Source organism: Acinetobacter pittii ATCC 19004 = CIP 70.29 (genome assembly GCF_000369045.1).
Classification (GTDB): Bacteria; Pseudomonadota; Gammaproteobacteria; order Pseudomonadales; family Moraxellaceae; genus Acinetobacter; species Acinetobacter pittii.
Genome location: NZ_KB849789.1, coordinates 137,978 through 152,751 on the forward strand (window position 1 = coordinate 137,978; position 14,774 = coordinate 152,751).

Here is a 14,774-nt window from a genome sequence, read left to right on the forward strand (position 1 = left end):
GGAGGTCGGCCATGCGACAGTTTACGTCTCTTCGAGTAGCACTTTTAACTCTCGGAAGCTTATGTTTTTCTTCAGCTTACGCTGCTTCTACACTAGTCCCTATGTCAGATGCTGAACTATCAGCAACTCGTGGCCAAGCTTTAATGGGTATGTCTTATATTGCGCCTACAGATTCTGCAAGTAACTCAAGTTCAAATGGAAATATGGGGTTTTACCGACTTGCATTAGATGCCCAATTAGAACTTAATGCCAATATTAAAAAATTACAGTTAGGTTGTGGTGGGGTAAATGGCGCTGGTGCCTGTGACATCGATATTGATTATTTGAGTTTAAGTGGTGGCACGGTAGATAGTACTAGTACTGAGCGTGCTTCTTCTTCCGCTATTATTACCAATCCATTTTTAGAATTTGCTGTTAAAAATCCAGATTCAGCTTCTACACGTGAGATCCAAGGTTTTCGGTTAAGTGCTAAGTCACTTTCGGGTTTACTTACTTTTGGTTTAGAAAATGGTGATGCTGCTAGTGGTATTAATTCATTAAGTGGATATATGGTAACTAAACCAACTGGAGGTACGGTAACTACGAATCCTTACTATGGTATTACCCAAGATGAAACCGGAACTGCAATTACAGGACGGGCAGAATTTATAGGTAACATAGCAACACTTCCATTTACATCTACGGCCTATAATCTAAATTTAGGTGCAGGTAGTGGAACATTGTCTATGGGGCAACAAATTATTACGGGTAAGCGTATTAATACAGCTAATTTGAATGCAACAGCAAGGGTTGGAGGGATTGCAGTTACGGGGACTTTAGATGCAACTGCTTCAGTGCTGGGTATTCCTGTTCCGATTTCGGGTGATGTAACTGGAACAGTAAATAATCTTGATGTAAATGTGGCAATTAAACAAAGTCTGGGTTATTTCCATGCTGCTCAACTGAATGGCTCTGCTGGTTATCTCTCCGTACAGGGTGTAAATATATTATGGCCAGAGGCAGCCTCAACGGCACAAACAGGATGGTGGCTAGAGCTTACAAACCCAATTGATATTGGACAAATTACTCCTACGGGAAATGTTGATATTGCATTAGCTACAATTACTGATGCCTTGGGACAAGTTAGTTCTTATCTAGAAACACATCCTGTTAAATGTGGAGCATTAGCATTAAACTGTTTAGCAGGTAATCTTCCTATTGGAACTGTTGATTTAACAGGGAAAACACCAGCTTCTATGGCCTTAACTAATGTAGTGCTTCAAAAACAAAACTTCTCAGCTAACTGTTATGGTTCTTTAAAATTCTGTTAAATGCATCTCTTATTTCTCGTTTATCGGAAAAATGAGTTTTTATTTATTTAATTTTGCATTTGAGTAAATATTCAGCATAATGGAAATGTGGAAAGGTTGGCAATTTTTAAAAGTTTGCCCCTTGTGAGATGAAAAAGGAAATAATCTCACATCAAGGACTGTTAAAGAAAAAGAAATATGGTGCGTGGCATCGTATAAAACAGGAAGGTCACGATGACTACACTTAATTATACGGTAAGGTTTCAAAAAACCGTTTTAGCAAGTTTAATTGGACTTTTTTTAAGTCAGTCAAGCTTTGCTCTTGAAGAACTTTCTGATGCTGGTTTAAGTGAAACTACAGGCGAAGGTATTGCAATATTACCACAAAATACATTCATGGTATTTCGTGGCGCTGGTCCAAATGAATCTGTAAATCAAATTATTACCGATCGTAGTAAAGATACAGGTTATATTAACTATGTACCCGTAGGGCCTTTGAGTGTTGGTGCGGCTGATACAAGTGGTAATGGCACTGTTGGACCAGAAGACCGCGCAGTAGGTAAAGCAGACATATTTCTTTATGGATTAGCATTATCTAAGTCAGATGGCGATGCAAATTCGCGTATTGCTAACACCTCAGCTGCAGCAGCGATTTCAAGTTGGGGCACAGGAGCCAATCCATGGATATTTAAAGTAAAAACTGCGACCAATGTTCCTAATTTTAGTACAACAGATAGCGGTGTTTACCCAGTAACGTATTTATCTTTAGAAGCTCCTCTATATCAACCATTAATTGATGGGGCAGAGGGAGCTGATGCATATAATTTAAAATTAGGGCTATGGGCTGATGCATTTGTACGTAATCCCAATGTTGTCGCTACAACAAATGGCTCTCTAGCCCAATTTCAATATGGTAATAATAACGGGTTAATTGGTACCAGTATTGATACAACTCGTGCTAACCGATTACGTTTGCAAGGCATTCTAAATGGCTTTAGTTTAAATGGTAGCCAGATTAGTATGTTCCAAACATTAGGTGGTGCAACTACGGCTGGAGGAATGAGTCCTTTTTATAATAATACGTTAGGAATGTCTGGACTAGTTCGCTTAAATACGGGTGATAGCAAAAATACCAGTATTGTGACTGAAAATGTTACGAGTCAAACGCAGACATACGCTACAAGTAGTAATAATGGATGGCAAACAGTACATGCGGGTGCAAACTCAACTTTAAGTGCAAGTAGTACTGGAGACTGTGGTAACAGTGGCACAGGGAGTTTTAGTACCTCTCGTGGATGCCGTTACTATGTAGAAAATCGAACTAGAACAGATACAAAAACATCGAATAAAACACGAATTGCCTTTAATGATACAAATAAGGTATTGCGATTTAGTACCCGTGAAACTTCAGACTCACCAAATGCATCAAACAATTTATATACACCTGCATTTGACTCTGCAGGCGCTGTAGCACCGAAGTTTGCTGATAGTGAAGGCTTATATCTCTACAATCCAAATATTAATTTAGTATTAGGTAATTTATATCAACCGCTTATTTTAGGTTCCGACGGCAAAAACTTTAGTATTGAAATTGCTCGAATTGCAAATAAACCAGAAATATATAAACAGATTTATACTGATTACACTGGTGCTGACACGACTTACAAAGGTTCTACGTGTAACGTTTATTCATGTGTTAACCCTACGCATAGTAGTATTACGATTGGTACCGTATATAGTCCTGATAATGGAAAAACCTTGTTAGCAAATACCGGCGAAGGTGCAATTGGCGTTTCCTTTGGGCGTTTAATTTCAACAGGTACGCAAGTTTCTGGGACTTCTGCCGGTAGTTTGGTATCAATGACTAATTCAGTATCTGGTACTACTTCCGCCACAATGACAGAGGTCCGTTTTAAACAAAGACAACAGAATACCCAGACATGGAAACAAGAATATAGTTGTGGTTTGTTTAATTCTAACTGTGGTTATAAAACATTAGGATATTTATATCAATGGGAATATAGCAAAGGAACTGGTGCGTGGGTTATTACAAATCCAACGCCAAAACCAGCTGATGCAACAACTTGTTCTGGTGCTTTAGGATGTACGAGTACATCGGGTTCGACGCCAATGTATGGAGCTACTTCGAATCGTGATTGGACTAACTCTGCTATTCCATGGTTGACTTCAAGAAATGCTGTCGTCAACGATTTAATTGGTAGTAGTAATGGCACAACTGGATACGTTATTCCTACAGCTAATCAAGCTCCAGCTTTGTCTAACATTAGTCCTTTAAATAACTTGGGATCCGCTTCAATCGACGGTGTTTTAATCCAACACTTGAAACTGACAACTAAAGGTCTATAAGAGGAGGAGAATGCTATGAAAAAAATAAGTACTTTAATCCTCGCTCTTTGTGCAACGGTCACTCATGCAGAGCTACAAACTTTAGACAATGAAGCATTACAGGCGATTAATGGTCAAGCTGGTGCTGATTTATCTTTAATGCTCAATTTAAACCAAACAGCTAACGGTGTATTTGACAATGGTAGTGGTGGTGTCTGTGAGAACGTAGAGTTTTGCCATATCGGCTTGGCAATTAATAAGCGTTTTGTACAAGCAGATGCAACGAAACCAAGTGGTTGGGCCGAAAATAGTGATAGTGGTAATAAACTTTGGCTCGTATTTAAAGGCGTACAAGGTACTTTAAATATTCAAAAGATGGGTTTGGATGGCGCTGATTTAAAGTATTTGGATAAAAATAATACTGAAATGATTAAGCCTGCTATTCAGCTTAGTTTTAGTGCGGCACAGCCAATTTTAATTCGTAACTTTGGTTTTAATGCTTTATCAATTGAGCAAGATAACTTTACCAGCTCAACAACAGCGCAAGGGTCGAGTGCAAATATGTATGATTATGCATATTTCAAAAAGCCAACTTATGCGGCCACTGCTAATAGTGCAAACCAGCAAGTTGCTACTGCAACACCATCGGCGTATGACCATGGACGTGAAACTGGTTTTATGGGCTTGATGATGAATGGGAATTTGGCTATCCAAGGAAAAGTCATGGTCTTTAGCTGTGATGGCAGCCATCCTCGTTGTTAAGGGTTAATGTAGATTTCAAAGGAACTGAAGTGATGAAAAAAAATAAAGAAAATCACAGCTCAAAGTTTATTTTAAACGCATTAACAACCAGCATGTTGTTAGTGAGCGGACATGCTTTTGCTTTAGAAGCTTTAACAGATGCTGACATGAGTGCTGTTAATGGGCAAGATGGGATTTCGATTCAAACGACGTTTAATGAAATCAATATTGATAATGCTTACTGGGATGATCATGCAGGTACACCTAGTAGTGCAGATCAGGTCTTAAGAGCTCAAGCGAGCGGGATAAAAGTTCAAAAAAGTAATGCATCTAGTCAGCCTTTAAGTACAAATTACCGTTTAGATGTAGGGAGTAACCCAACTACGGGTAAAACTGGACTCGACTTTTCTATGCAAAGCAGTCCATCACTTATTACCGTAAATAGCGTTAAAGTTTGTAATAGTTCAGCTACATGCTCGCCAACTTTAGGGCAGTTAGCTATTCAAACGACCTCGCCTTTAAATTTGGCACTTACAACCCAAGATGGTCTATTTAATGCAAATAGTCAGTCAAGCATGACGCTTGGTATTAATAATGCCAATATTTATTTAGGGCAATTAGATGCTCGTAGTCAGCTAAATCAGTTAATTTTAAGAAATTTTAACTTTAATTTTGTCGGTAAAGGAGCCATGCTGATTGACCCAATTCGTGGCTTGGTTTTACAGACAAATACTGGAACTAATGTCGCTGGTGTAGGACAAACCCCAAATAGTACCTATGGCTATGTTGATTTTAATCGTGTAGCAGATTCAGCTTCTGGTCTAACAGCAGGCACATATGTAGACAGTAGTGGAAAAGTAACTAATTCAGGCCTGAATATTGAGGTCATGTTAAGTTCTAATGTCGATAAAACTAACCCTTATGCTTTAGATGCAACCAATAGTCCCCAAAATGCGAAAGGCTTGATTCGTTTAGGTGCTAGCGGACGTATGGTAAATAGTTATTTACAAGTCCGTGGTATGGATGGTACGTCAGATACAACAATATTAGGTACAGCAAATACCGCTGCGGGTACGGGCTCAAGTAATAGTATTTTAGGTAATTCTGGAATTGCCTTTCGTATGAAAGGTGAATTCACTAAAGATAATGACTCAATGCTAGGCTCAGATGGCAAAGCAACCACTTTAGAAATTGGTGGAGCAGGTCTGAATGCTTATGGTTTCGAATTTGGTAATTTAACAGGCCTTAACTCAGCTACGCGTGGTTATTTTGATAGCGGAAATATTTATTTAAATCTTGCTGATACAAAAACGTTATTAATGCCAAACAACGCGACTTTAAATGCAATTCGTTTAGGGTCGGGTACTTTAACAACAACTGCTGATTATCAACATAACATTCACCGTGATACGGTCACTAATCCGTTTAGCTTAATTCTTGCGATGCGTGGAGCAGAGTTTCAAGCATTTTCAAGACGCGGTCGTTTTACGACAAGTGCAAATGTTGCTGCTGCCAATCAGTTTGCAGACAATGGTGCAAATAACCAGTGGGGCTTAGCATTACCTTTTTATAATTTAAATGCTAACGCTGCTGTATATGGTTTAGATGCACCAGCAAATAGTGCTTATTACTATACCAAAGATGCAAATGGTAAGCCTATTCGAAATGTTGTGGCTACATCTGGAACGACTTCGCGTTTAGGTTTTGGTATTGCTGCTGGAACTACGGGACGTGATGCGACTGGAACTAAAACAACTTCAATTTTATTAATTGATGGTTCTCCAAATGCTAATAATGGTGGTAGTCCTACTGATTATTACATGGGCTTACGTAATATCGATATGTTCCTCAAAGGCAATGGAAGTATTGGTTTAGAAAATGGCAGTCTTAATATTAGTTTAAAAGAGATGCTACTTGCTTTATCAACAGAAATTGCAGCTGGTTATTTACCAGGGGCTAAATATAAAACTTGTCCAGCGACGGGTTCATGTACTTCACCTATAGATAATTTTGCCAAAAATAATGATGTCTTATTTGGTCTAAAACTCCGTTTAGGTGGCGATCTTAACTTATCAATTGTGCCAAATAGTTCAATTGCAGATGGTAGTGCTTTAACTGTACTAGGCGATTTCACAGTGCCTGCGACAGCAACTGGAAATACGGTTCAAATTAGTGATCCGATTGATGGTTCTGCAATTGGTTTTGACAATATTACAGGAAAGCTAGCGTTTAATACCGCTTTGGTTGTGGGTAAAGATACAACAAGTGGTTTAGGTAAAGTTGGGGTAAATACAGCGGTTTATTTCAACCCTGATAAGAGTATTGACGGCGCGTTACGTGTTAAAGATATTAATTTCTATCCGCCTTCAACAGGAGCGGGAGCACGTTTAGGTGAGCTTGCAATTACGGGTGGACGTTTAAATAGTAGCTTTAGTATTGTGCCTAGAAATGGGGCCTTTAACTAATATAAAAAAAGTGACGATTATCGTCACTTTTTTATATAAATTTTATTTTAGTGTGATTGGATTTGCATTCGTCGGGTTATAGAGATAATTGCTTTGTACTTGAATATTATTCTGATAGTCTGAACAAATAATAAGCGTTTGTCTCTTAAGGATTAGAGCGACATGAAGAATAAAAATATAGGGTTCTGGCTGCTACTTGCCAGTAGTTCAAGTGTATTTGCAATGCAACCTTTGGATGATCAAAGCCTTGCAGCAGCGACGGGTCAAAATGGCTTAACTTTAGGAATTCAGGCCGATAAAGTTAAATTTAATCAAGTCGCACTTATTGATACTAACGGTATTGCTTCAACTTCTTATAACAGTAAAGCTGGTTTTGTCATTGCTGGAAACTCTACTAACCCAGTTCCTGGTATAGAGTTTATTAAAGCTGCTGTATCGGGTAATCCTTCTTTTAATATTGCAATGGATACCGATGCTGGGGGGGGAAATCCTTTTTTAAATTTAGCTATATCTATGGGGAATGATGTAAACGGAATTCGACTTCTACCTTTTTCAGTTTATTTAGCCCCAAGTACATCTTTATCTAGTCCATCCGATTATGCATTAACAAGTTATGCACCAAAATCAATTTTTAGTTCGGGAACGACAGTAAATACGGGTGTAAAAGAAATTATTCGTTCTACTGGAAATCTAGATATTAACTTTGTACAAACCAATAAACCCCGTTTAAACATTCAACTGGGTCATGCTGCCCAGTCCGTTATGGTTAAATTTGGTGGGGCAATTCAATCTATTTGTTCTGCTGCGTCTGGTTGTCCAATTACTTTAGTGTCCGATAATACGGGAGCTACATTTGGGTTTAAGTTTGGAGGAACAAATACCTCAACTGGTTTTGTATTAGATGGTTTTTATGCAGGAGTTGATCCAACTGGATTAACTTTTGGGAATACAGGCGCATCTAGTAAATTTGATGCTTCACTTAATAATGTCACATTAGGGAATATGAGTACTCAAAATACAACAACGTTTAATAATTTACCTAATGGCTCAATGGGGAGTTTTGGTGTCACTGGCGTTTCTGTAACTGACTTTAAAATGAAAGTAAGCGGCTTTTAAAAAAGAATAATAGCTTAACCTGAAATACGAAAGAGGGCAGTTGTGAAAACAAGTGCCCTCTTTTTTTTAAAGGCTATGCCGAGTTAAATAGTATCTGATCTGGTGTGTTCTAATTGTTGAACAATTTCATCTAAAGCTTTAATACGTTTCACTTGGTCCCATAATTCTTTCGCTTGAGGATAGGCTTTGGTCATCATGCCTAACCACTGCTTATAACGACCAACCATCCCAATTTCTGTTTTTGCTTGACCGTTTAAAAAGCGAATTTGTAAGTCAACGAGTTGTTCCCAATTAAATAATGCTTCATTCATATTTTGGCGAATACATTGGGTTAAATCTGGAGTCGTTACCGCACCACGGCCAATCATTAAGTCTTCACAGCCAGATTGTTGTTGACAGGCTCTAGCATCAGCATTGGTCCAGATTTCACCGTTAGCAATGACATTAATTTTTAAAGCTTCTTTAATAGGTAGAATTTTTTCCCAATAAGCTGGTGGTGTATAGCCATCTGCTTTAGTTCGAGCGTGTACAGTTAACCAGCTTGCACCTGCATCTTCGACAGCGTGGGCATTTTCCATTGTATGGTTTTCATCGAGGTAACCTAAACGCATTTTTGCTGAAACAGGAATATGAGCAGGTACAGCATCTCTCACTGCTTTAATCAGCAGATGTACCACGTCTGGTTCATCAAGAAGGACTGAACCACCACGATGTCGATTAACGGTTTTTGCAGGGCAACCAAAATTAAGGTCGATTGCAGGTGCACCCAATTCAACAACTTTTGCTGCATTTGCTGCCAGCATATCTGGGTTATTACCTAGGAATTGAACGTGAACAGGTGTACCGGCTGCCGTTTTACCGTCATTTTTTAGTTCAGGACAAAAACTATAATAGATGTGGTCTGGCAAAATACTGTCTGTAACGCGAATAAACTCGGTCACACACCAGTCGAAATCACCAACAGATGTGAGTGTATCCCGCATGATCGGGTCAGTTAAACCTTCCATTGGAGCGAGTATGAGTTTCACAGTCTGTGTCACCTGAGTAAAACGAAAAACAGCGTTATACGGGATATGCATAACGCTGTCTAGTATCGATTAAATTTTAATTTCTCTAGCGCCCTAAGATCATCTCAAGCACAAATTTACTGCCGATAAATCCAATCGCTAAAAGTACAAAACCCATTAAGGTAAAACGAATTGCTTTTTGGCCTCTCCAGCCAAGTTTGTAATGGCCAATCAGTAATGAGCCATAGATAAACCAAGAAATAATACTAAATACGGTTTTATGAGCGAGATGCTGAGCAAAGAAGCTATCAATTGTTAAAAAACCAAATGTAAGCGCAATTGTTAATAAAATGAAACCTGTAATGATTAGGTCAAATAATAAAGATTCCATCGCCTGAATTGGCGGGAGTAAGTTGACCCAGAAACGTTTTTTTTGTTTCTTTTTGAGTTCACGATTTTGGAACCACATTAAGATCGCATGTATGGTTGCCATCAGTAAAACTGCATAGGCAGAAAGCGAAAGAATGATATGAGTATCAAGTCCTAACGAATGCTGTTCAATAAATTGATCTGGTCGACTAAAGGCAAACCCTAAAATAAGACCAATAGCTGCGACAGGAATGCCTAACAAGTTTAACGGCAGAATAGGGCGGAAAGTACTAAAAATTAAGCTTAACAATAACATAAGCCCCGATGTAAAAGACATCAGGTTAAATACATCGTAGTTAATTCCTGCTGGTGTAAGCATGGCATCGCATAAAACTGTGCCGTGCAGTACTAATGCCAAGATAGTAACAAAAGCAAATAACCATGAGTTTGGTTCACGTTTTGACATTAAACGAATAAACAGATACCAGAAAGAAGTGGTATATGCGATGAGTGCCAAAATTGTATAAACCAAGGGGAGGCTAATCATGTCAAACCTTTTTCAGGATTAATTCATCTATATAAGATATAAATTCGCTGCGAACTAAAGTATCCTATAGCATTCTATGCATAAATTTTCTATTTCGAGAAAGATTTTTTTGCAACTAGCCATTTTAAGCGGATTTTGCAATGTTTGATACCTTAACAGAACGACTCACACAGAGTTTAAGAAATGTTACTGGCTCAGGGCAGCTGACCGAAGACAATATTAAAGATACCTTACGTGAAGTACGTATGGCACTTCTTGAAGCCGATGTCGCGTTACCTGTAACTCGTGAATTTATCGCGAAAGTTAAGGAAGAGGCATTGGGCCAAGAAGTGATGACCCAGTTATCACCAGGCCAGGCATTTGTAAAAATTGTCTATGACGAACTCACCAAGATGATGGGTGAGGCGAATGAAACACTTGATTTAAGTGCGAAACCTCCTGTTGTAGTATTACTTGCTGGTTTACAAGGTGCAGGTAAAACCACAACTGCTGCCAAGCTGGCACGTTTCTTAAAAGAACGTCAAAAGAAAAAAGTAATGACTGTTTCTGCCGACGTTTACCGTCCGGCAGCAATTAAACAGTTAGAAACTGTTTCAAATGAAGTTGGTGCAGGCTTTATTCCTTCAGATCCTTCTGAAAAGCCAATTGATATTGTTAATCGTGCAATTGAACAGGCAAAAATCCAGTTTGCTGATGTATTGATTGTCGATACGGCAGGCCGTTTACATGTCGATGCAGACATGATGGACGAAATTAAAGAATTACATGCAGCAGTTAAGCCGACTGAAACTTTGTTTGTGGTTGATGCCATGACAGGTCAGGATGCTGCAAATACAGCAAAAGCATTTAATGATGCTTTAGCTCTTACAGGTGTGATTCTTACTAAAACTGATGGTGATGCACGTGGTGGTGCAGCGCTTTCTGTGCGCGCCATTACTGGTAAGCCAATCAAGTTCTTGGGTATGGGTGAGAAGCTTGACGCTTTAGAACCATTCCATCCGGATCGTGTTGCTCAACGTATTTTAGGCATGGGTGACGTACTTTCTTTAGTCGAAGAAGTTGAACGTAAAATCGACAAAGAAAAAGCCGAAAAAATGGCGAAAAAATTGCAAAAAGGCGGTAGCTTCAACTTTGAAGATATGCTGATGCAATTTGAGCAAATGAAAAAAATGGGCGGCATGATGGGCTTCTTAGACAAGTTGCCCGGCATGAGCGGTGCAGGAATTCAGCAAGCGATTGAGCAAGCGAACCCTGAAAAACAAGTCAAGAAGATGGAAGCGATTATCCAGTCAATGACTGTTAAAGAGCGCCGTAATCCGGACTTAATGAACCCAAGTCGTAAAAAACGTATTGCGGCAGGTTGTGGTATGGATGTTGCTGAAGTGAACAAACTCATTAAGCAACAAGCGCAAATGGCTAAAATGATGAAGAAATTTGCGAATCCATCTGGTATGAGCAAAATGATGCGTTCATTAGGCAATATGCAAAAGCAATTTGGCGGCGGCGGTGGCGGAATGGGCCCACTCTTTGGTAATAATGACCAAAAGAAATAAATCCATAAAATAAAAGGCGCATATAGCGCCTTTTATTTTGTTGTGTATTTTAGTCTTTAGGATAATGGGCAATATATTGCTGTAATCCTTTGAGTAAAAGATCGGTTTCTACCACAGGCTCATATTTTTGTAAGAACTTGGCAAATAGTGTTGCATCACCACCAGTCAGCAGTAGCTTTTTAGGAGATTGCTGCATAATATTTTCAATGGTACTAATGAGGCCTAATAAAATACCGTGATGTACTGCATCTACAGTGTTATTGCCCGGATTTAGGTTATCAAAAGCTGAGTCTGGAATTTTAATACCCTTGGTATTTTGAATAAGAGCATCTCGCTGCAAATACAAATTAGGCAGGATGTAACCTCCTAAATGCTGTTTACCTTGAGTTAGGTCAATTGTGAGCGCTGTTCCGCAACCAATAATGCAATAGTTTTCATCTGCTTGAGCTACAGCGAGTACTTGTAGCCAACGGTCGATCCCGAGCTGACTCGGAACTTCATAGCCGCACTTTAACTCAGCATATTCAGCATGCACTTTGGCAAAAATAACAGGAATTTCAAGCCATTTTAAAATCTGCTGAATACGTTGGTTGTTTTCAGTATCGAGTACTGAGGAAATCCCAATGCGATGCAGACCTTGATGTTTAAAGTGTTGAATTAAACCCAATAATAAATCGGCAGGGGACTGTAAATGTAGCTCAGCTGCATGTTCAATAATTTGCTGATTTTCAGTAATCCAATACTTTAAACGGGTGTTCCCGATATCAAGCCATAAACTTTTCATGGAAGAACACCTGTTTATTGATTCACTTGCGGTCTTAAGCGACCTTGATAAAACTGCTGAGGTTCAGGAGTTTCAAGAATTACTGCGCCTTCGTTGGATATTCCAACAAAACGACCATGAACCAGCCCCTGACTATGTTCGAATTGCACCAACTGATTAAGCCATGCAGCGTGGTGGTTAAAACGTCCTGCTAAATTGTAGCAGCCATGATCAAACCAGCGAGCAGCATTTTGAATCGCAATATAAAGTTCTGAAATTAACTCAAGACGACCCATTTGCTCTAGACCTAAATCCTCTAGAGACGTAATCGGTTGGTCACTATCAGTCACTGGTGGTGTTTTTAAATTAATGCCTACGCCCACGATAGCTTGATGCTGGGAAAGCGGTTCGACCAAAATTCCACCCCATTTTCCATGCGTACTATACAAATCATTTGGCCATTTCACTTGCAAATTCAGCGCTTGTAACTGCGGGATTTGCAAAATATTCAGAGCAACTTCAAGTGCTAAGCGACCATCTAAGGGTGTTCGAGTTTGCACCAATGTGCTTAAATAAATGTTTCCTTCAGGTGAAATCCATTGCCGTTGATGTTGACCTCGCCCTTGAGTTTGTTGAGCACTGCAAACCAAGCCCGTTGTAATGCCTTTTTGGGCAATTTCACGAATATCATCATTGGTCGAAGTTGTGGTTGCTTTTAATAAAACCACTTCTGGAAGCTGGTTTTTTGCGCTTAAAAGTTGTTGTAGTTGGCGAGTCTCTAAATCCATGTTGAATATGAGCAGAGTGGTAAAACATTTATGGAGTTAATCATATATTTACTCATTGGCGCAATTGCTGGTTTTACTGCCGGATTGTTTGGAGTTGGTGGTGGACTAATTATTGTACCAATCCTCTATGTCGTTTTTACCCAATTGCACTACGATCCCGCGGTAATCATGCATATTGCAGTCGGAACATCGCTTGCAACCATTATTGTGACGTCTTTTAGTTCTGTTACAGCTCATCATAAAAAGGGTGCAGTACTTTGGCCTGTTTTTCGTAATTTAGCGCCTGGACTGGTGTTGGGCTCATTTTTAGGGGCGGGTATTGCTGACCTGATGTCTGGTCAGCATTTGCAACTTCTTATTGGTATTTTTGCGGTTGTGATGGCCTATCGGATGTTTAAAGGAGCATATGTAATTGTTGATCCAACGCGTCAGCTCCCTTCAACCCCTATGCAATTCATGGCGGGTGGAGGCATTGGTATTGCCTCTGCAATTTTTGGAATTGGGGGAGGAAGTTTAACCGTTCCATATTTAAACCGTCATGGCGTGATCATGCAAAAAGCAGTCGCGACTTCTGCCGCTTGCGGTTTACCAATTGCAGTTGCTGGAGCGATTGGCTTTATGTGGTTTGGTGCAAAAGAACAAATCTCAGTGCCTAACACGATTGGTTATGTACATATCTATGCGTTTATTGGCATTAGTGTCATGAGTTTTGTCACAGCGAAGTTTGGAGCAAAGGTTGCTCATGCGTTGTCGCCGCAGATGTTAAAAAAATGTTTTGCTTGCCTGTTAGTGGTGGTAGGCAGTTATTTTATTTATAAAGGCATTATGCACTAGAGACTAAAATCTTAAATTTATAAGACAGTGGTGTAAAAGCTTGAATTTTTAGGAATTCGAGCTTTTTTTTATTCATAGAATATAAGAGCGCTCCAAGCTTTTATTCATCTGATTTTGGTGTTGTTTTTAAATGAGTTGGCTTAAAATGCAATAAAATTGTCAGACAATGACATAGTTTTTAATCGATGGGATCAGTTAAAAACAAGGATGCGAAAGAAAAGCATGGATTAATGCATATAAAAAGTAGCGGGTGATTTATGAATCTCGAAGACACAGAAAGTCTTTCTGAGCAAATTGTCAAATATATTAGCGAACAGATCATTAGTGGCGAGCTAGTAGAAGGTGAACGTATTCAAGAACTACGTATTGCCAAAGAACTTGACGTTAGCCGAGGATCAGTTCGTGAAGCATTGTTATTATTAGAGCGTACTCATTTAATTGAGATTTTTCCACGCCGTGGGGCAATTGTTTCAGAAATGTCTGCACAACAAGTTAAAGCGTTGTTTGATACAAATATGATGTTACTGGGGCATATTGTACAACGCATGAGCGAAACATGGCGTGCGCATGAAGCAGATCAATTACAGTTGCTATTAGAGCAACTTCTTGAGCATGTCAAAGCAGGTGATATCGAAAAATTTTATGATGGGGTCTTCCAATATCTAGCTGAACAGCAAGATATGGTGGGTAATCCTTATCTAATGAAATTTTATAAAGAGTTATTACCATCATTACGTCGTAGTTATTTTTTGACCTTAAATACCTCTAAGCGGGAACTACAAGAAGCATTTGCATTATTTAAACTCGTGACTGATGCAATTTTAATCCGAAAATCACAACAAGCCGCTTTATTTATGGAAGATTTTTGTCGACACTTACGTAACCTTGTGTTGGAATCGCTGACACGAATGAAACAGATTGAATTGGCTTGGGCAAGACGCTCACGCCGCTAGTTA

General features: G+C 39.2%; 12 protein-coding genes. 8 read left to right on the top strand and 4 right to left on the bottom strand.

All coding sequences use genetic code 11. The features are described from left to right. Nucleotides 1-11: 11 nt before the first annotated feature. The 5 genes from F928_RS11110 (at nucleotide 12) to F928_RS11130 (ending at nucleotide 7,957) form a co-directional block, all read left to right on the top strand. Nucleotides 12-1,310, top strand: coding sequence for a type 2 periplasmic-binding domain-containing protein (locus F928_RS11110; protein WP_005071030.1), 1,299 nt, complete (start codon nucleotides 12-14; stop codon nucleotides 1,308-1,310). 213 nt (nucleotides 1,311-1,523) lie between these two features. Next, a complete protein-coding gene (locus F928_RS11115; RefSeq protein WP_002120326.1) occupies nucleotides 1,524-3,656 on the top strand; it encodes a hypothetical protein in 2,133 nt (710 codons plus the stop codon). Nucleotides 3,657-3,671: 15 nt separating this feature from the next. After that, a complete protein-coding gene (locus tag F928_RS11120) occupies nucleotides 3,672-4,397 on the top strand; it encodes a DUF6160 family protein (protein ID WP_002120383.1) in 726 nt (241 codons plus the stop codon). A gap of 32 nt (nucleotides 4,398-4,429) precedes the next feature. Beyond that, the gene (locus F928_RS11125) at nucleotides 4,430-6,841 is read left to right on the top strand and encodes a DUF6160 family protein (protein WP_002120386.1); all 2,412 of its coding nucleotides are present in this window, start codon (nucleotides 4,430-4,432) and stop codon (nucleotides 6,839-6,841) included. A gap of 162 nt (nucleotides 6,842-7,003) precedes the next feature. Continuing rightward, complete coding sequence (locus F928_RS11130) at nucleotides 7,004-7,957, top strand: DUF6160 family protein (RefSeq protein ID WP_002120416.1); 954 nt, start codon at nucleotides 7,004-7,006, stop codon at nucleotides 7,955-7,957. Between the two features lie 83 nt (nucleotides 7,958-8,040). Here F928_RS11130 and dusC read toward each other — a convergent pair whose 3' ends face one another. Both dusC and F928_RS11140 read right to left on the bottom strand, forming a co-directional pair. After that, nucleotides 8,041-8,985, bottom strand: coding sequence for a tRNA dihydrouridine synthase (gene dusC / locus F928_RS11135; protein WP_002120273.1), 945 nt, complete (start codon nucleotides 8,983-8,985; stop codon nucleotides 8,041-8,043). Nucleotides 8,986-9,070: 85 nt separating this feature from the next. Next, nucleotides 9,071-9,880: a cytochrome C assembly family protein gene (locus tag F928_RS11140; protein WP_002120294.1), complete on the bottom strand. Its 810-nt coding sequence runs from the start codon at nucleotides 9,878-9,880 to the stop codon at nucleotides 9,071-9,073. A gap of 140 nt (nucleotides 9,881-10,020) precedes the next feature. Between F928_RS11140 and ffh the strand changes: the two genes are divergently transcribed. Continuing rightward, entirely contained in the window at nucleotides 10,021-11,433 is a 1,413-nt protein-coding gene (ffh, locus tag F928_RS11145) for a signal recognition particle protein (RefSeq protein WP_002120334.1), read from the top strand. Nucleotides 11,434-11,482: 49 nt separating this feature from the next. Here the strand turns inward: ffh and coaX are convergent, their stop codons facing one another. Together coaX and birA are read right to left on the bottom strand one after the other, a co-directional pair. Beyond that, a complete protein-coding gene (coaX, locus tag F928_RS11150) occupies nucleotides 11,483-12,217 on the bottom strand; it encodes a pantothenate kinase (RefSeq protein ID WP_002120277.1) in 735 nt (244 codons plus the stop codon). Between the two features lie 14 nt (nucleotides 12,218-12,231). Continuing rightward, nucleotides 12,232-12,984 carry a biotin--[acetyl-CoA-carboxylase] ligase gene (gene birA, locus F928_RS11155; RefSeq protein ID WP_002120285.1) on the bottom strand — a complete coding sequence of 251 codons (753 nt, stop codon included), beginning with the start codon at nucleotides 12,982-12,984 and terminating at the stop codon, nucleotides 12,232-12,234. 30 nt (nucleotides 12,985-13,014) lie between these two features. On the opposite strand from birA, the gene F928_RS11160 reads away from it, so the two are divergent. Next, a complete protein-coding gene (locus tag F928_RS11160; RefSeq protein WP_005075226.1) occupies nucleotides 13,015-13,818 on the top strand; it encodes a sulfite exporter TauE/SafE family protein in 804 nt (267 codons plus the stop codon). A gap of 257 nt (nucleotides 13,819-14,075) precedes the next feature. Continuing rightward, complete coding sequence (locus F928_RS11165; RefSeq protein ID WP_002120391.1) at nucleotides 14,076-14,771, top strand: GntR family transcriptional regulator; 696 nt, start codon at nucleotides 14,076-14,078, stop codon at nucleotides 14,769-14,771. Nucleotides 14,772-14,774 lie beyond the last annotated feature (3 nt).